Annotated in this window: 17 protein-coding genes; 11 read left to right on the forward strand and 6 right to left on the reverse strand. The window is 65.0% G+C overall.

All coding sequences use genetic code 11. The features are described from left to right. Positions 1–36: 36 nt before the first annotated feature. From V6B15_RS11320 to V6B15_RS11335, 4 genes are all read left to right on the forward strand, one after another. Positions 37–867: a LytTR family DNA-binding domain-containing protein gene (locus V6B15_RS11320; protein WP_334201223.1), complete on the forward strand. Its 831-nt coding sequence runs from the start codon at positions 37–39 to the stop codon at positions 865–867. Positions 868–911: 44 nt separating this feature from the next. After that, positions 912–2,063 (forward strand): flavodoxin-dependent (E)-4-hydroxy-3-methylbut-2-enyl-diphosphate synthase, encoded by a 1,152-nt coding sequence (gene ispG, locus V6B15_RS11325; protein WP_334201224.1) that lies wholly within the window; start codon positions 912–914, stop codon positions 2,061–2,063. Positions 2,064–2,105: 42 nt separating this feature from the next. Then, positions 2,106–2,654 carry a retropepsin-like aspartic protease family protein gene (locus V6B15_RS11330; protein WP_334201225.1) on the forward strand — a complete coding sequence of 183 codons (549 nt, stop codon included), beginning with the start codon at positions 2,106–2,108 and terminating at the stop codon, positions 2,652–2,654. Between the two features lie 61 nt (positions 2,655–2,715). Then, positions 2,716–3,423: a murein L,D-transpeptidase catalytic domain-containing protein gene (locus V6B15_RS11335; RefSeq protein ID WP_334201226.1), complete on the forward strand. Its 708-nt coding sequence runs from the start codon at positions 2,716–2,718 to the stop codon at positions 3,421–3,423. Positions 3,424–3,428: 5 nt separating this feature from the next. Here V6B15_RS11335 and V6B15_RS11340 read toward each other — a convergent pair whose 3' ends face one another. Next, positions 3,429–4,856, reverse strand: a complete 1,428-nt coding sequence (locus V6B15_RS11340) for a L,D-transpeptidase family protein (protein ID WP_334201227.1) — start codon at positions 4,854–4,856, stop codon at positions 3,429–3,431. Positions 4,857–4,997: 141 nt separating this feature from the next. On the opposite strand from V6B15_RS11340, the gene V6B15_RS11345 reads away from it, so the two are divergent. Next, positions 4,998–5,888 carry a DMT family transporter gene (locus V6B15_RS11345; RefSeq protein WP_253520067.1) on the forward strand — a complete coding sequence of 297 codons (891 nt, stop codon included), beginning with the start codon at positions 4,998–5,000 and terminating at the stop codon, positions 5,886–5,888. Here the strand turns inward: V6B15_RS11345 and V6B15_RS11350 are convergent. Further along, entirely contained in the window at positions 5,885–6,037 is a 153-nt protein-coding gene (locus V6B15_RS11350; protein WP_334201228.1) for a hypothetical protein, read from the reverse strand. The genes V6B15_RS11345 and V6B15_RS11350 overlap by 4 nt on opposite strands. A gap of 217 nt (positions 6,038–6,254) precedes the next feature. Here V6B15_RS11350 and acnA point away from each other — a divergent pair, with 217 nt between their 5' ends. The 3 genes from acnA to V6B15_RS11365 are packed head-to-tail and all read left to right on the forward strand — an operon-like array spanning position 6,255 to position 10,304. After that, positions 6,255–8,930 carry an aconitate hydratase AcnA gene (gene acnA, locus V6B15_RS11355; protein ID WP_334201229.1) on the forward strand — a complete coding sequence of 892 codons (2,676 nt, stop codon included), beginning with the start codon at positions 6,255–6,257 and terminating at the stop codon, positions 8,928–8,930. A 29-nt stretch (positions 8,931–8,959) separates the two neighbouring features. Beyond that, positions 8,960–9,679 (forward strand): prolyl hydroxylase family protein, encoded by a 720-nt coding sequence (locus V6B15_RS11360; RefSeq protein ID WP_334201230.1) that lies wholly within the window; start codon positions 8,960–8,962, stop codon positions 9,677–9,679. A gap of 43 nt (positions 9,680–9,722) precedes the next feature. After that, positions 9,723–10,304, forward strand: a complete 582-nt coding sequence (locus tag V6B15_RS11365) for a hypothetical protein (protein WP_334201231.1) — start codon at positions 9,723–9,725, stop codon at positions 10,302–10,304. 486 nt (positions 10,305–10,790) lie between these two features. On the opposite strand, the gene ruvB is transcribed toward V6B15_RS11365, so the two are convergent. From ruvB to ruvA, 4 genes are read right to left on the reverse strand one after another with little or no spacing between them, the layout of a single operon-like run. Then, a complete protein-coding gene (gene ruvB, locus V6B15_RS11370; RefSeq protein WP_334201232.1) occupies positions 10,791–11,816 on the reverse strand; it encodes a Holliday junction branch migration DNA helicase RuvB in 1,026 nt (341 codons plus the stop codon). Further along, positions 11,813–12,310 carry a hypothetical protein gene (locus V6B15_RS11375; RefSeq protein WP_334201233.1) on the reverse strand — a complete coding sequence of 166 codons (498 nt, stop codon included), beginning with the start codon at positions 12,308–12,310 and terminating at the stop codon, positions 11,813–11,815. Before V6B15_RS11375 ends, ruvB begins: the two co-directional genes overlap by 4 nt. Next, positions 12,310–12,834 carry a DsrE family protein gene (locus V6B15_RS11380; RefSeq protein ID WP_334201234.1) on the reverse strand — a complete coding sequence of 175 codons (525 nt, stop codon included), beginning with the start codon at positions 12,832–12,834 and terminating at the stop codon, positions 12,310–12,312. Before V6B15_RS11380 ends, V6B15_RS11375 begins: the two co-directional genes overlap by 1 nt. Before the next feature lie 2 nt (positions 12,835–12,836). Continuing rightward, positions 12,837–13,442 carry a Holliday junction branch migration protein RuvA gene (ruvA, locus tag V6B15_RS11385; RefSeq protein ID WP_334201235.1) on the reverse strand — a complete coding sequence of 202 codons (606 nt, stop codon included), beginning with the start codon at positions 13,440–13,442 and terminating at the stop codon, positions 12,837–12,839. Between the two features lie 79 nt (positions 13,443–13,521). Between ruvA and aroC the strand changes: the two genes are divergently transcribed. The 3 genes from aroC to ahpC all read left to right on the forward strand — a co-directional run bounded on the left by aroC (position 13,522) and on the right by ahpC (position 16,473). Further along, positions 13,522–14,589 carry a chorismate synthase gene (gene aroC, locus V6B15_RS11390; RefSeq protein WP_334201236.1) on the forward strand — a complete coding sequence of 356 codons (1,068 nt, stop codon included), beginning with the start codon at positions 13,522–13,524 and terminating at the stop codon, positions 14,587–14,589. Between the two features lie 67 nt (positions 14,590–14,656). Further along, on the forward strand, positions 14,657–15,754 hold the full coding sequence (locus V6B15_RS11395; RefSeq protein ID WP_334201237.1) for a sensor histidine kinase: 1,098 nt from the start codon (positions 14,657–14,659) through the stop codon (positions 15,752–15,754). Positions 15,755–15,906: 152 nt separating this feature from the next. Then, complete coding sequence (gene ahpC / locus V6B15_RS11400; protein WP_320181016.1) at positions 15,907–16,473, forward strand: alkyl hydroperoxide reductase subunit C; 567 nt, start codon at positions 15,907–15,909, stop codon at positions 16,471–16,473. The last annotated feature ends 118 nt before the right edge of the window (positions 16,474–16,591 follow it).

A 16,591-nucleotide genomic window follows, 5' to 3' on the forward strand; every position in this document is an offset into this window, starting at 1 on the left:
TGCTATCTCTAGGCCATGAACGGGGGAGCGGCAGGGATGGATGGCACCGGACCGGGGACAAGCGGCGGGCCACGAGGGACGAACGGCAATCGCTATTTCGTCCTGCTGGGCGTGGTGTCGGCGTTGCTGGTCTATGCGGCGCTGCAGCTGTGGGCCAATGTCGGGTCGAAGCTGACCGATAGCGAAGGCAGCGCCGATCCGCGGACCGTCTGGACGCTCGAACTGTCCAGCTTTGCCGCATGGTGCATCGTCGTCCTGCTGCTGTGGCGCGCGATCCCGCATATGCTGCCGCCGCGCCGCAGCTGGCCCGTCGCAGCGGTTCTGCTGGTGGTGGGTGCCCCCATCGCCTCGGCGCTTCACGTGGGTCTCATGGTCGGCCTGCGCGAGATCGCCTGGGCGCTTGCGGGCGGGGACTACCACTTCCCCGAAGGGATGCGCGGTTTCCCCTATGAATTGCGCAAGGACATTGCCGACTATGCCCTGCTGGCTGCGATTGCCGCGGCACTGCATTGGTACATGCTGCGTCCGGCCTCCACCGCCGGCCACGGGGCCGGCGCCGAGCGCGTCCTCGAGATATCCGATGGCAATCGCCGCATCCGCGTGCCGCTTGCCGTTATCGACCGGATCGAGGCCGCCGCGAATTACGTGGAAATCCACGCGCAGGGCGAGACCTACCTATACCGCGCAACGATGGCGGCGGTGGAAGCCGAACTGGGCCCCGCCTTCGCGCGCATCCACCGGAGCCGCCTTATCCGCCGCGATGCCGTGCGCGCGATCGAGAGCGGACAGAGCGGGGACTTCACCGTCACGCTGGCAAATGGCGAGCGTGTGCGCGGCAGTCGGCGCTATCGCGACGCCCTGGCCTAGCAGCGTCATTGCCCCTTCACACTGGGGGCTCTATATTGCCGCACATGTCTTCAATTCGTCCCTGGCGCACTATCGAGCGCCGCCCGTCCCGCCAGATCATGGTTGGCAACGTCCCCGTCGGCGGCGATGCGCCGATCACCGTGCAGACCATGACCAATACGCCGACCGAGGATGTCGGTGCGACGATCGACCAGATCCGTCGCTGCGAGGATGCCGGCGCGGACATTATCCGCGTGTCCTGCCCCACGGCGGAATCGACCGCACATTTCGACAGGATCACCGCGGCGGCCAATGTGCCGATCGTCGCCGACATCCATTTTCACTACAAACGTGCGCTCGAAGCGGCGGACAAGGGCGCCGCCTGCCTGCGGATCAATCCGGGCAATATCGGCAGCAGCGAGCGCGTCGCCGAAGTCGTCCGCGCGGCCAAGGCCAATGGCTGCGCGATCCGCATCGGGGTCAATGCCGGCAGCCTGGAAAAGGACCTGCTGGAAAAATACGGCGAGCCCTGCCCCGAGGCGCTGATCGAAAGCGCGCTCGACCATATCAAGCTGCTGCAGGACCACGATTTCCACGAATACAAGGTCGCGGTGAAGGCGAGTGACGTATTCCTCGCGGTCGCCGCCTATCACGGCCTCGCCGAAGCGGTCGATTGCCCGCTGCACCTCGGCATTACCGAAGCGGGCGGGCTGATCGGCGGCACCGTCAAGAGCTCGATCGGCATCGGCAGCCTGCTGTGGGCGGGCATTGGCGATACGATCCGCGTCTCGCTCTCCGCCGAACCCGAACAGGAAGTGAAGGTCGGCTTCGAAATGCTCAAGGCGCTGGGCCTGCGCACCCGCGGCGTCCGCGTGGTGTCCTGCCCGAGCTGCTCGCGCCAGGGGTTCGACGTCATCCGCACGGTCGAAACGCTCGAGAAGCGGCTTGAGCACATCAAGACGCCGATGAGCCTCTCGGTGCTCGGCTGCGTGGTCAACGGCCCCGGCGAAGCGCGCGAAACCGACATCGGCATCACCGGTGGCGGCGCGGGCAAGCACATGGTGTTCCTCTCGGGCGTGACCGACCACCATGTGAAAAGCGAAGACATGCTCGACCACATCGTTGCGCTGGTCGAAGCCAAGGCCTCGCAGATCGAGGCGGGCGAGGCGGTTGCCTTCGATCCGCACGCCGCGCAGCCGGCCGAAGCGGCGGAATAGGGACTTTACGCCAAATTAAGCCCCATCGCGCATGCTGGTGCCATGCGCGAGGCCATCTTTCTTGCCATTGCCATGCTGGCCTTCGTCGGTGCCGCTTTCGTGCCCGGCGGCGCAATCGATTCGGCGACCGAAGGCGCAGAAGACTTCGCGAGCGAAAAGACCAACGCCCCCGCCGCTCTGGTCCGCCATTCGAACAGCAGCGCCAGCTATGCCAGCTGGGCCGCGGGTGCGACCGAACTGCCGCGTGCAGCGGACGGACATTTTTATACCGAAACGCGGATCAACGGATCGCAGGTTGAATTCCTGGTCGATACCGGCGCGACCAAGGTCGCACTGACCGGCACCGATGCGCGCGCAGCGGGGCTCTACTGGTCCGATGCCGACGTGCACGAGGTCGCCCGCGGGGCTTCGGGACCTGTTTATGGCGTCAGCGTCACGCTCGACCGCGTCACGCTCGGCGGGCACGAGGCGCGCGATGTCGCGGCGATTGTCGTGCCCGAAGGCCTCAGCGTGTCGCTGCTTGGTCAAAGCTTCCTGTCGACCATCCACCCGGTCCGCATCGAACACGACCGGATGGTGCTGGGCGAATAGCTGCGCCGTTTCGCCGCAATATTCATGACGTAGCCAGCACAAGGCTGTTAAGGTGCCCAAGATGAAACGTCGCGATATTCTCAAAGGCTCGCTTGCCGCCGGTGCGGCGCTGACCCTGCCCGCGCGCCTGTTCGCACAGGTCAATCCCACCGCCGCGCGCGATGCGCAGCTGATGGCGATCGCGTGCGATGAACTCGCGCGGACGGGCAGCAGCATCTGGCGCAAGGATGTGGTCGGCATCGCCGATTTCGGGCTGCATTCGGCGCAGAAGCGGTTCCATTTCGTCGATCTCGCGAACGAGCGCGTGGAGAGTTTCCACGTCAGCCACGGTACCGGTTCCGACGGCGAACACGACGGCTGGCTCAAGCGCTATTCCAATATCGAGGGCAGCGAAGCCTCCAGCCGCGGCGCGTTCATGACGCGCAGCTGGTATGTCGGGCGCTACGGCACCTCGCTGCGGCTCGACGGGCTCGACCCGACCAATTCCAACGCGCTGCCCCGCGCGATCGTGATGCACCAGGCGAATTACGCCACCCCCGGCCACGTCGATCGCTTTGGCCGGTTAGGCCGCTCGAACGGGTGTTTCGCGATGGGGCCCGAACAGTTCGACCGCGCGCTGATCGACCTGTCGGGCGGTCGCCTGCTGGTCGCGGGCAGTTATGGCATTGCCGAAGACGGCAGCCGCGTCACTCCGCCGGTCGCGCAATACGACCTGCTGCGGAATGACCACGGCGGCACATTCGAACGGACCAATCCGGGCGTCTACTAACCCCGTCAGGTCGTCTGCAGGTCGTCGACGATCTCCACCACTTCTTCGCTTGTCTTGCGCGCCCGGTCACGCTCGCGCGGGGCGTCGAGCGCGGCCAGTACCGGCGCATCGCGATCGTAGATGTCGGCGAACTTGGTCAGATTGCCGTTCACGTCCACCCCATAGGTGAAATAGGTGATGTAGACCGGCCACTGCTTTTCCATCGGATAGCGTGTGTAGGTCCCGCTGGCAGTGATTTCTGACACTTCCTGCTGGATGACCGGCAGGTCCTCGCGCGTTTCGGCATTGCCCAGCATGGCCATCGTCATCGCCAGTTCGCGTGCGCCCTGCACGCGGATACAGCCGTGGCTGAGCGCGCGATTGTCCTGGTTGAACAGCGCCTTGGCAGGCGTGTCATGGAGGAAGATCGCATGCTCGTTGGGCATGTCGAGCTTCATCAGGCCGAGCGAATTGCCCGCCCCCGGCTGCTGCACCACGCTGACCCAGCCATTCGCGCCCTTGGTCGCCTTGTAGCCATTGGCGCGCGCCCAGGCGGGGTTGTTGAGCACTTTCGCGCCCAGTCCTTCGCCCTTCACGATCGATTGCGGAACGGTCCAGGTCGGGTTGAAGATCACCGCCTCGACCATTTCGGAGAGTTGCGGCGTGGCGGTGCGACCGGCCTTGCCCACCACCACGCGATAATTCTTGATGATCCGGTCGTTCACCGTCAGTCGCAGCTGGTATTCGGGGACATTGGTCAGCAGGTACTGCTTGCCCAGATCGCGCGCCAGCCAGCGCCAGCGATCCATATTGGCGCGGATCAGCTTGCGCTTTGCCGGATCGGTGGTCTTCGCCAGCTCGGTCTTGAGCCGCGCATAGTCGGGCGACACCGGGTTGAGCGCAGCCAGCGTGCCCGCGATATCGCCACTCTCGACCGCCTGTTCGAGCAGGCGATGCGAGGGCAGGACATCGGGGTCGGGATCGACCACGAACCACTGGCGCCGCGCGTCCATCGGCGTGCGCCCGTCGCGCAGATCCTCGACCAGCCAGATGAAGATCTGGCTCGCGATGTCATTCAGCGCCGCGCCTTCGCCCGCGGCGATTGCAGCGGACAGCTCGGCACTGCGGTAATCGGCAGGCACCAGCCCCTCGGCTTCGACAGTGGGGATGAAGGCCAGCAGCTTTTTCGCCTGCGGGATGCTCCATTCGCGGACCATCACCGGCAATTTCTGGACCACCTCGCCCGACGCCGTGCGGATATCGCCGAAGCTGTCCTCGACGCTCGGCGAGGTCGCCCCCGTCGGGGTCCCCGCGGTGTAATCGGGCAGTTTCTCGGTCACCTTCGCCGGTTCGGGCGGCAGCAGGTCTTCGGGCGCATTGTCCTGCGCCATTACCGAAGTTGCACACAGCGCCGCACCCATTGCGGAGCCGAAAATCAGACGGAAGCGTGTCATAAGTCCTACCAGATGCACCCCGCGCCCCTGTAGCGCGTATGGGGGGATATTAGTCCAATGCGCCAAGCTAATCCAATATCCCGGCTTTCGCAGTGCTGAATTACCGGTGACGGTTGCAGGATGCGCGGATAGAGCCGTGCGGTGACCCGCGACCATGTCCTGCTTCCTGTCTTCATGGCCGCGCTGGCGGTTGCCAGCCTGTCGCTGATGGATGCCTTCATGAAGAGCGCCGCACTGGCGGTAGGGGCACTCACCGCTTCGTGGCTGCGGTCGGTAATCGGTACGGGAATTGCGCTGCCGCTATGGCTGGCGCGCGGCGGCCGCTGGCCGCAGCGGCATGTGCTCAAATTGCATCTGCAGCGCTCGGTGGTCGCCACCTTCATGGCACTGGCCTTTTTCTATGCGCTTACCAAGCTGCCGCTGGCGGAAGCGATCGCGATCAGCTTCATTGCCCCGCTCATCGCGCTCTATCTCGCGCGCATCCTGCTAGGCGAGACCATTCGCAGGGAAGCGATCGCGGCGTCGCTGCTCGGTTTCGCGGGGACGCTGGTCATCGTCGGCGGCAAGATCGGGCAGGCCGATTTCGACCGCGATGCGGCGCTGGGGCTCGCCGCCATGCTCTTCTCGGCACTGCTCTATGCCTATGGGTTCATCCTTATCCGGCGCCAGTCGCAGGTTGCCGGCCCGGCCGAGATCGCCACCTTCCATTCGGGTGTCTCGGTGGTCCTGCTGGGCGTGGCCGCGCCGTTCGTGTTCGAAATGCCCGATAGAGCCACTTTGATCGATCTTGGCGCCGCCGCGGCGCTGACCGTGGCCGGGGCGATGGCCTTTGCCTGGGCCTATGCCCGCGCCGAGGCGCAAGTGCTGGTCCCGCTCGAATATTCGGGTTTCCTGTGGGCTTCCCTGTTCGGCTGGCTGTTCTTTGCCGAGCAGCTCACTCTGCCGACCGTGATCGGAACGGCGATTATCATCGCATCGTGTTGGCTGGCGACCCGCAGGCCCCGCGCGGCAGCGATGCCCCAGCTGCCCTAGCGCGCCTGTTCGACTGTAGCGGCGCGAACCGGCTGGTCGGCAAAGGTGAAAGCGGCGGTAAAGCATCCCGCCACGCCCAATGCCACCGCGGTGACGGCGATCCGCAAGGACCGTCGAGACCTGTCGCCGGCATCGAAAAACGAAGGCATTCAAATTACTCCTCATGCGGCCCTGGTGCCGGTGCGGGGTCAACGCCCCGATTCTGGCACACCAAGCGCACAAATCGCGCAAGGGTTCCTGCGAATACGCGATGTTGCACCGCCGCACACTTGATTTTTGCGGCGTTCCGGCGCAGGTGCGCGGCACATTCTGCAGTCCCGGCCATTGGGCAGGTGACGGCTCTCAAAAGAAAGGATCAACGCGCGCATGACCCAGGTCGGTAAGGACACGCTCGGAACCCGCTCAACCCTCACCGTGAACGGCAAGGACTACGCTTATTATTCCTTCGCCAAGGCGGAAGAAAAGATCGGCGACGTGTCGAAGCTGCCCTTCAGTCTCAAGGTCCTGCTCGAGAACATGCTGCGCTTCGAGGACGGTGGCTTCACCGTCTCGACCGATGACGCGCAGGCGATCGCCGACTGGCAGAAGAACCCGGCGACCGGCAAGGAAATCCAGTACCGCCCCGCGCGCGTGCTGCTCCAGGATTTCACCGGCGTGCCCTGCGTGGTCGACCTCGCCGCGATGCGCGATGCGATTTCCAAGCTCGGCGGTGACACCGCCAAGATCAACCCGCAGGTTCCCGTGAACCTGGTGATCGACCACTCGGTCATGGTCGATGAATTCGGCCACCCCAAGGCGTTCGAGAAGAACGTCGAGCTCGAATATGCCCGCAATGCGGAGCGTTACGACTTCCTCAAATGGGGATCGAAGAGCTTCGAGAACTTCTCCGCCGTGCCCCCGGGCACGGGCATCTGCCACCAGGTGAACCTGGAATATATCGGCAAGGGCGTATGGTCGACCGACGACCCCGACGGCAACGCAGTCGCCTATCCCGACACCTGCGTCGGCACCGACAGCCACACCACCATGATCAACGGCCTCGGCGTGCTGGGCTGGGGTGTCGGCGGGATTGAGGCCGAAGCTGCCATGCTCGGCCAGCCGATCTCGATGCTGATCCCCGAAGTGGTCGGCTTCAAACTGACCGGCGCGATGGCCGAAGGCGTTACCGCCACCGACCTCGTGCTGACCTGCGTGCAGATGCTGCGCGAAGTCGGCGTGGTCGGCCGTTTCGTGGAATTCTACGGCGACGGCGTCGCCAATCTCAGCCTCGCCGACCGCGCCACGATCGCCAATATGGCGCCCGAATACGGCGCGACCTGCGGGTTCTTCGGTATCGACGAGAAGACGCTCGAATACATGCGCCTCACCGGCCGCGACGAGGAAACCATCGCGCTGGTCGAAGCCTATTCGAAAGAACAGGGCATGTGGTTCACGCCCGAGGCCGAGCCGGTCTTCACCAAGACGCTCGATCTCGACGTGTCCAAGGTCGTCCCCAGCCTCGCGGGGCCCAAGCGTCCGCAGGACCGCGTGGCGCTGCCGGAGGTCGACGAGCTGTTCAATTCGGATCTCGAGAAGATCTACAAGAAGAGCGCGCCGGTCCGCGTCGAAGTCGAAAACACGCATCACGATATCGGCGATGGCGACGTGGTCATTGCCGCGATCACCAGCTGCACCAACACCTCCAACCCCGATGTGCTGATCGCTGCCGGCCTCGTGGCCAAGAAGGCGCATGAAAAGGGCCTTAAGCCCAAGCCGTGGGTCAAGACCAGCCTCGCACCCGGTTCGCAGGTGGTCACCGACTATCTGGTCAAATCCGGCCTGCAGGAAGACCTCAACGCCATGGGATTCGATCTTGTCGGCTATGGCTGCACCACCTGCATCGGCAACTCGGGCCCGCTCGCCCCGCCGATCAGCAAGGCGATCAACAATAACGACATCGTCGCCGCCAGCGTTCTGTCGGGCAACCGCAATTTCGAAGGCCGCGTGTCGCCCGACGTGCGCGCCAACTTCCTTGCCTCGCCGCCGCTGGTGGTCGCCTATTCGATCCTCGGCACGGTGACCAAGGACATCACCGACACCCCGGTCGGCCAGGATCAGCAGGGCAACGACGTGATGCTGGCCGACATCTGGCCGAGCAATGCCGAGGTGCGCGAACATCGCGCCGCCAATATCGACCGCGAGATGTTCGTCACCCGCTATGCCGACGTCTACAAGGGCGACGAGCACTGGCAGGCGATCAATGTCGAAGCCAGCGACACCTATCGCTGGAATCCGACCAGCACCTATGTCGCCAGCCCGCCCTTCTTCGAAGACATGGAAATGACGCCTGCGCCGGTGACCGACATCACCGACGCGAAGCCGCTGGCGATCCTCGGCGATTCGGTCACCACCGACCACATCTCGCCCGCCGGCTCGATCAAGGAAGACAGCCCTGCGGGTTCCTATTTGCAGAGCCACCAGGTCGCCAAGCAGGACTTCAACTCCTACGGCTCGCGCCGCGGCAACCACGACGTGATGATGCGCGGCACCTTCGCCAACATCCGCATCAAGAACGAAATGGTCCCCGGCGTCGAAGGCGGCGTGACGACCTACAATGGCGAGCAGATGCCGATCTACGATGCGGCAATGAAGCACAAGGAAGACGGCACCCCACTGGTGGTCGTTGCCGGCAAGGAATACGGCACGGGTTCGAGCCGCGACTGGGCGGCCAAGGGCACCATCCTGCTGGGCGTCAAGGCGGTCATGGTCGAAAGCTACGAGCGTATCCACCGCTCGAACCTGATCGGGATGGGCGTGCTGCCGCTGCAGTTCAAGGATGGCGATACGCGCAACACGCTGGGCCTGACCGCGACCGACAGCTTCACGATCAAGGGCCTCGCCGATCTCAGCCCGAGCCAGGACGTTGAAGTCGAGGTGACCCGCGAGGATGGCTCGACGTTCAGCTTCACGGCGCTGTGCCGCATCGATACTGCGAACGAGATGGAGTATTACCGCAATGGCGGCATCCTTCATTACGTCCTGCGCAAGCTCGCCGCGGCCTGATCCGACAGGTACGGTAGCGCTCCGGTAGCATGTCGGTCTTTGACCGCCTGTCACAGCTGCTGGGGCGCGCCGAACCCGATCCGCAGGCCGATCCCGCCATCATGCGCGCGATCGGCACTACGGTTCGCGAACGGCTGCTGGCCGACCCGCGTGTCGAACCGCGCGGCGGGGGGAAAGCCGACCTGTTCCTGATTCGCGGACTGCTGACGCAGCAGCAATGCCGCAAGCTGATCGCGGTGATCGACAGCCGCATCCAGCCTTCGGTGCTGTTTTCGGACAAGGCATCGCCGCGCGGACGCACCAGCTCGACCCACTTCTTCGCCAAGGACATGCCCGAAACGAAGGCGCTGGCGCGCAAGATCGGCGCGGTTACCGGCATCGCGCCGGTCCATGCCGAGCCACTGCAAGGCCAGCGCTATCGCGAAGGCGAGGAATATCGCCACCACCGCGACCATTTCCGCCCCGACCGCCCGCACTGGCAGGTCGAGCGGCGACGCGGCGGGCAGCGCAGCTGGACCGCGATGGTCTATCTCAATGCGGTAGACAGCGGCGGCGAAACCGAATTTCCCGAGCTGGACCTCAAGATCGTTCCCGAACCCGGCCTGCTGGTGATGTGGGACAATATGGACCGCAGCGGGCAGCCCAACCGCGCGACGCGCCATGCCGCGCTAGCCGTTGGCGCAGGCACGAAATACGTCGTAACGCAGTGGTATCGGCAAGGCGAATGGAGCCTCAGCCAGCGCGATTGAGCGCGATCGGCGTGGGCCTTAGGCCGCGCGTTTGATGCGAAACTTGCGGCGCCCGAGGATCGCGGCAGCGGCAAAGCCGAACAGCGCCATCATCGGCGGGGCGGGCACATCGGTGCCGCTGCTGCTGCCCGAGGTCGACGAACTGGTCGAGGACGAGGTCGAGCTCGATGTCGAGGTGGAAGACGAAGTCGAACTCGACGTGCTCGTCGAGGACGAGCTGCTCGTGCTGGTGGTGACGTTGCCGCTCGAAGTCGAGACTTCGCCGGTCGAGGTCGAGACGCTGCCAGTGGAAGTCGACACTTCGCCGGTGGAGGTGGAAACTTCGCCGGTGGAGGTCGAGATCGACCCGGTCGAAGTCGAGGTCGAAGTGCCGCCGGTCGAGGTGGTCGTGGAGACGTCGACGATCACATCGGGCGTGTCGCCGCCGGTGGTGGTGGTCGAATTGACGATCACGCTGCCGCCGCCGCTCGATCCGGAAAAGAAGCCGCCGAAGAAACCGCCGCCACCGAAGCCGCCGCCGCCCGAAGTGCTGCTGCCGCCGATCGAGCGCGATGCGCCGCCACCGCGTACCGGCGCGGCTGCGGGCAGCGGCGGGACGGGAACGGGCGCCATCGCCTGGCGATAGACGGGCGGGCAGATATTGTTCGGGCTGTTGGCCGCTGCGGGCGAATCGGCGGGCACGCATTCGACGGGGCGCGGAATCGTCCGCGCCCGCGGCACGGTCGGCCGGGGTACGGCGCGCGGGGTCGCCTGCTTGACGTATTTGACCGCCTTCGACTTATATTGCGGATTGTCGGAGATCGGACGCTCGGCAACATGCACCGCACCGCCCGCAAGCAGCGCGCCACCCGCCGCGGTGGCCGAGAGTTTGGCGAGAGCTGACTTGACAGACATAACTGTGACTTCCTGTTGCGACCGAGGAAAAGGGTTCTTTTTCCGTCCCTTACCACGATCCGGATGTACTCCGGCGAATCCCTTCCTCGGGGACTCGCCAATCTTTACGTTTCGCGGTACGCCTAGAAAGTAAATTTTTCGCCGAAATGCGAGCTTTGCGCAAGCCCCGTCCCGTTTCGGGACCGTCCAGCGGTGCTTTCCTACCGCTGCGGTAACCTCATTTGTCGAACATGTTTCCCTGCGGTGTGGAGGGCGGGGCCAGCCCCAGATGCAGCCAGCCGCCATCGTTGAGACAGCGCCCGCGCGCGGTCCGCGCGATCAGGCCGAGCTGGATGAGATAGGGCTCGATCACCTCCTCGACCGTGTCGCGCGGCTCGCTGAGACCCGCCGCGAGCGTTTCCACCCCGACCGGCCCGCCCTTGTAGGTGGTGGCGATCATGGTGAGATAGCGCCGGTCCATCGCATCGAGACCGAGGCTGTCGACCTCGAGCCGGGTGAGCGCATCGTCGGCCACGCGGCTGGTCACCACCGCCTCGCCCAGCACGCTGGCGAAATCGCGCACGCGGCGCATCAGCCGCCCCGCCACGCGCGGCGTCCCGCGGCTGCGGCGGGCGATCTCGCGCGCGCCGCCCTCGTCGATCCCCATGCCGAGCAGCCCGGCACCGCGCGTGACGACGCGGAGCAGTTCGTCCTCGGTGTAGAAATTGAGCCGCACCGGGATGCCGAAGCGGTCGCGCAGCGGCGTGGTCAGCAAGCCCTGCCGCGTGGTCGCGCCGACCAGCGTGAACGGCGGCAGGTCGATCCGCACGCTGCGCGCAGATGGTCCCTCGCCGATGATGATGTCGAGCGCGCGGTCTTCCATCGCCGGGTAAAGCACTTCCTCGACCACCGGATTGAGCCGGTGGATCTCGTCGATGAACAATACGTCGTGCGGCTCGAGATTGGTCAGCAACGCGGCGAGGTCGCCTGCTTTGGCGATCACCGGCCCGCTGGTGGCGCGGAAGCCCACGCCCAATTCCTTGGCGACGATCTGCGCCAGCGTGGTCTTGCCCAGCCCCGGCGGGCCGAAGAACAGCACATGATCCATCGCCTCGCCGCGGCCCTTCGCGGCCTCAACGAAGACGCGCAGGTTCTCGCGCGCCGCCTTCTGCCCGACGAATTCGGCGAGGCTCTTGGGGCGCAGCGCGGCGTCGGGGTCTTCGGCCTGGCGCTCGGGGGAGTGGATGGGGACGGGTTCGGTCATTGCGCGCCCTCGATCATAATGCCTGCGCCGATGACAAATGAGATGACCGACAAAACAGAGAGGAGGAACCCAAAGCCGCCAAGCGCCTCTCCATCGCGAATTTTTGTAGCATCAAGGGTTTCGAGCTTCTCAAGATCCCTCAGCCTCAGGGCAAGCTTGATGTCCTTCGCAAGAAGAGACTTGGTATGTGCAATCTTCAAGAATGCTGAAGCCAAAATCGCGGAAACGATCAACGCTAATAGCGCCCCTATAAGAAGCCATATTCCTGACCAAAGCCGTGATTGTGGGTCAAATTCAATTGCGTTGAGCGAGGCGACTAGCGCACCGGCATTGATTGTGAGACAGGTGGTCACAGACCACCTTAAGAGGACTGCCCCCTGTTCACGAAAGTGCGACCCTTGATTCGCAGCCTCTTCAATTAGGACCTCGCACTTCTGCCAAATTATCTCAGTTGTTGCTGCGATTGCCTCTGAATTATCTGGAGCGCGGGTCATCAAAACGGGTTCACCGTATAGCCCGCCTGCTGCAATTGCGCATGGGCGGTCATGGCGGAGAGCGCTAGTTCGGCGCCCGGGATGAGATCCGTCTCGGCCACGCCATGGACCGCCGCGCTCTGGCCGCAGACGATGAAGCGCACACCGTAATCGAGCAGTTGCGTGACCATCGCGCGCGAGCCGTTCTCCTCGGCGTCGAGCAAATCCTTCACCGCGCCGCCATGCACCACCACTGCGATCCGCATGTTCGCCGGGTCGACCGCGTGCGAGGCGTGCATGTTGATGAACCGTGCAGCGCTTTCGAACCCGCGGTTGCGCGTGCCTGCTTTGGCCTGGTCGGCGACGTCGAAGGCAATCGCGAATTCGGTATCGGGAGCGAAGGTTCCAACGCCTTCGACCGGAGCGTGGGCACCGAACTCCTCGAAGATCGGCCCGGTGCGAAACGCGCTCATGTCCTGCGCGCCTGCCGCGCTGGCAAGCAGCGCGCCCGCGGCCGCCAGTATCGTGAAGCGTATCGCCGTCATCGTCATCCTGCCGCCTTCTTCAATGCCACGCGGATCAACTCGCCCTCGCCCGCACCCTCGCCCAGTTCGCCCTGCGCCGCGGCCACTGCGCGCGCGGCGACTGCGGGCTTGAAGCCGAGGTTCTCCAGCGCGCTCACCGCATCGGCACTGGCGCCGCCCGCCGGAGTTGCGCCCGGACCAGTGCCCACCGTCCCGCCACCCGGCAGCGCGCCTGCCTTGTCCTTCAGTTCGTTGACGATCCGCCCCGCCAGTTTCGGCCCGACGCCGTTGGCGCGCGCGACCGTGGCGGCATCGCCCTGCGCGCAGGCCTGCTGCACTTCGCCGATCGACAGCGCCGAGAGGATCGCCAGCGCGACCTTGCTGCCCACGCCCTGCACCTGCGTCAGCAGGCGGAACCAGTCGCGCTCCACCGCCTCGGCGAAACCGAGCAGGCGCATGTCGTTCTCGCTCACCTGCAGATCGGTAAAGACAGTGCAGGCTTCGCCCACCTCGCCCAGTGCGGCGAGCGTCTTGGACGAGCAATGCACCAGATAGCCGACGCCCGCGACGTCGATCACCGCCCAGTCGGTACCGGTTTCGTCGAGCAGGCCCTTCAGCTTCGCAATCATGGTTTGTTCTTGGGCTTCAAGAAGGATTTGGTCCAGCGAGAATGGACAGGCGCCCACAGTTGCGGGCATGAGACGAGGCATGAGCTGGAATACATTCGGACGGACGCTGCGCTTCACCACTTGGGGCGAGAGCCATGGACCCGCGATCGGGGCGGTGGTCGACGGGTGCCCGCCGGGGCTGGCATTGGCCGAGGAAGACATCCAGCCCTTCCTCGATGCGCGCAAGCCGGGGCAGAACAAGTTCACCACCCAGCGCAAGGAACCCGATGCGGTGCGCATCCTGTCAGGCGTGTTCGAAGGCACCACCACGGGCACGCCGATCTCGCTGCTGATCGAGAACACCGACCAGCGGTCGAAGGATTATTCCGAGATCGCCAATACCTACCGCCCCGGCCATGCCGATTACGCCTATGATGCGAAATACGGGCTGCGCGACTATCGCGGGGGCGGGCGCAGCAGCGCACGCGAAACCGCGATGCGCGTGGCTGCGGGCGCAGTGGCGAGGCTGGTGATCCCCGAGGTTTCGATCCTCGCCTATGTCGCCGAAATCGGCGGCGATGTGGTGGACCCGGCGAAATTCGATGCCGACGAGATCGCGCGCAATCCCTTCTGGTGCCCCGATGCGGTCGCCGCGAAACGCTGGGAAGCGCTGGTCGACGAGGCACGCAAGGCGGGGTCCTCGCTGGGCGCGGTGGTCGAATGCGTCGCCACCGGCGTGCCCGCCGGATGGGGCGCGCCGATATATGCCAAGCTCGACAGCGATCTGGCGGCAGGGATGATGAGCATCAATGCGGTCAAGGGCGTCGAAATCGGCGACGGCTTCGGCGCGGCGCGGCTGACCGGCGAACAGAACGCCGACCCGATGCAACCCGGCAATGACGGCCCGCGTTTCGCCGCCAACCATGCCGGGGGGATCGCCGGGGGCATTTCGACCGGCCAGCCGGTTACCTGCCGCGTCGCGTTCAAGCCGACCAGTTCGATCCTCACGCCCGTGGACAGTATCACACGCGGCGGCGAGGCGACCGAAGTGCGCACCAAGGGGCGCCACGATCCCTGCGTCGGCATCCGCGGCACCCCGGTGGTCGAAGCGATGATGGCGCTGGTGCTGGCCGACCACAAGCTGCTGCACCGGGCGCAATGCGGCTGAAACGCGCGTGGGCTGCTCCATATGGCAACCCTATTGCCCTGTTCGAACAAGCGGGTAGGAAGGCCCTGTGACACCCGGCAAGCATCCCCAGGAAGAGGAACGGCTGCGCGAACTGCGCCGCTATGGCATTCTCGATACCGAACGCGAGCGCGATTTCGACGAGATCGTCGAACTGGCTTCCGAACTGTGCGGCAAGGCGGTCTCGGTGGTGAATTTCATCGATGACGACCGCCAGTGGTTCAAGGCCGAAGTCGGCCTCGGCGTGCGCTCGACCCCGCTCGACACCAGCCTGTGCGGCCATGTGATCCTGCAGGACGATTTCGTTGAGATCCCCGACACGCTGGCCGATCCGCGCATGGCGGACAATCCGCTGTGCACCGAGGAGCCGGGGTTCCGTTTCTACGCGGGCGCGGTGCTCAAGGGCGCGAACGGCCTGCCGCTGGGTACGCTCTGCGTGCTCGATCACACTCCCGGCACACTCAACGACACCCAGCGCCGCGTGATGAAGGTCCTCGCGCGGCAGGTGATGCGCGAGCTCGACCTGCGGCTGTCACTGGAGCGCGAGACCGCGCTGCGCCGCGAGATCGACCACCGGGTCAAGAACTCGCTCGCTTCGCTGGGGGCGATCCTCGCGATGCAGGCGCGGCGCTCGGACGACCCCGCGGTGCGCGCAGTGCTCGAGGAAGCCGGCGGGCGCGTCCGCGCGCTTGCCTCGCTGCATGCTGAGCTGCACGGCTTCGACGATGGCCGCAGCGTCGATATCTCGTCGCTGTTCAACCGGGTCGAAACCGATTTCCGCCAATTGCTGCCCAAGGGCATCCAGCTTGCCATCACGGTCAAGGGCGACCGGGCCAGCGCCGAGCTGGCCAATGCGCTGCTGCTGACGGTCAACGAATTCGTTTCCAACGCACTGAAGCACGGGTTTCCCGATGGCACGGGGACGATTGCGGCGCGGATCGCGGTCAATGCCGAAGGCTGGTCGCTGGTGTGCAGCGACAATGGCGGCGCCGATGACGAGGCGGCCGATCGCGCAGCGGCGGGAGCGGGTCTGGGCACGCGCGTGATCGCCTCGCTCGCGCATTCGATCGGCGCGCAACCTGCCTGGCGTGCGGTGGATGGCGGGATGCAGCTGACCCTACGCGGCGAGCGTCAGGACGACAGCTGAGCCGCGCGTCGAAGCTTTCGCAGCCGGAAAACATCGTTCCACGTCTGTGATAGAAAATTCCGATGCTCGCAATCGCAACATATCGCTTTTGTGCATCGCAACAATGCCTATCTGACACTCTCGAGTTTCAACCCGAACAACGGAGTACACCCATGGGTATCATCGGATCGCAGATCAAACCGTTCACCGCCACCGCCTTCCAGGCCGGCAAGGACTTTTTCGAAGTCACCGACGAAGACGTGAAGGGCAAGTGGGCCATTTTCTTCTTCTACCCGGCCGACTTCACTTTCGTATGCCCGACCGAGCTCGAAGACCTCGGCGAGCAGTATGCGATGCTCCAGAAGATGGACGTCGAAGTCTATGGCGTGTCGACCGACACCCATTTCAGCCACAAGGCTTGGCACGACACCTCGGAAAAGATCGGCAAGCTGCAGTTCCCCTTCCTGGGTGACCAGAACCACGTCCTCGCACGCAATTTCGACGTGCTGCGTGAAGGCGTCGGTCTTGCCGACCGGGCGACCTTCGTGGTCGATCCCGATGGCGTGATCCAGATCATGGAACAGACCTGCGAAGGCGTCGGCCGCAATGCCAACGAACTCGCGCGCAAGATCAAGGCGGCACAGTACGTCCGCGCCAACCCCGGTCAGGTCTGCCCGGCAGCCTGGGAAGAAGGCAGCGACACGCTGGCTCCCTCGCTCGACCTCGTCGGCAAGATCTAGGCGTTAAGCCAAGCGAAAGATCGGGCGTCCTAGCGGCGCCCGCACAAGAGCCCGGGATTCGTCCCGGGTCACTGGAAGGCCCGGGGCACCCCCCTCCCCCCGCCCCGGGCCTTTTCCT

The sequence above is a fragment of the Qipengyuania sp. Mu-71 genome (assembly GCF_036867055.1).
GTDB lineage: Bacteria > Pseudomonadota > Alphaproteobacteria > Sphingomonadales > Sphingomonadaceae > Qipengyuania > Qipengyuania profunda.

Excerpts from the sequence above, each read along its gene's own strand:
- V6B15_RS11320 (WP_334201223.1), top strand. The coding sequence starts at position 37 with ATGGATGGCACCGGACCGGGGACAAGCGGCGGGCCACGAGGGACGAAC.
- ispG (WP_334201224.1), top strand. The coding sequence starts at position 912 with ATGTCTTCAATTCGTCCCTGGCGCACTATCGAGCGCCGCCCGTCCCGC.
- V6B15_RS11330 (WP_334201225.1), top strand. The coding sequence starts at position 2,106 with ATGCGCGAGGCCATCTTTCTTGCCATTGCCATGCTGGCCTTCGTCGGT.
- V6B15_RS11335 (WP_334201226.1), top strand. The coding sequence starts at position 2,716 with ATGAAACGTCGCGATATTCTCAAAGGCTCGCTTGCCGCCGGTGCGGCG.
- V6B15_RS11340 (WP_334201227.1), bottom strand. The coding sequence starts at position 4,856 with ATGACACGCTTCCGTCTGATTTTCGGCTCCGCAATGGGTGCGGCGCTG.
- V6B15_RS11350 (WP_334201228.1), bottom strand. The coding sequence starts at position 6,037 with ATGCCTTCGTTTTTCGATGCCGGCGACAGGTCTCGACGGTCCTTGCGG.
- acnA (WP_334201229.1), top strand. The coding sequence starts at position 6,255 with ATGACCCAGGTCGGTAAGGACACGCTCGGAACCCGCTCAACCCTCACC.
- V6B15_RS11360 (WP_334201230.1), top strand. The coding sequence starts at position 8,960 with ATGTCGGTCTTTGACCGCCTGTCACAGCTGCTGGGGCGCGCCGAACCC.
- ruvB (WP_334201232.1), bottom strand. The coding sequence starts at position 11,816 with ATGACCGAACCCGTCCCCATCCACTCCCCCGAGCGCCAGGCCGAAGAC.
- V6B15_RS11375 (WP_334201233.1), bottom strand. The coding sequence starts at position 12,310 with ATGACCCGCGCTCCAGATAATTCAGAGGCAATCGCAGCAACAACTGAG.
- V6B15_RS11380 (WP_334201234.1), bottom strand. The coding sequence starts at position 12,834 with ATGACGGCGATACGCTTCACGATACTGGCGGCCGCGGGCGCGCTGCTT.
- ruvA (WP_334201235.1), bottom strand. The coding sequence starts at position 13,442 with ATGATTGCGAAGCTGAAGGGCCTGCTCGACGAAACCGGTACCGACTGG.
- aroC (WP_334201236.1), top strand. The coding sequence starts at position 13,522 with ATGAGCTGGAATACATTCGGACGGACGCTGCGCTTCACCACTTGGGGC.
- ahpC (WP_320181016.1), top strand. The coding sequence starts at position 15,907 with ATGGGTATCATCGGATCGCAGATCAAACCGTTCACCGCCACCGCCTTC.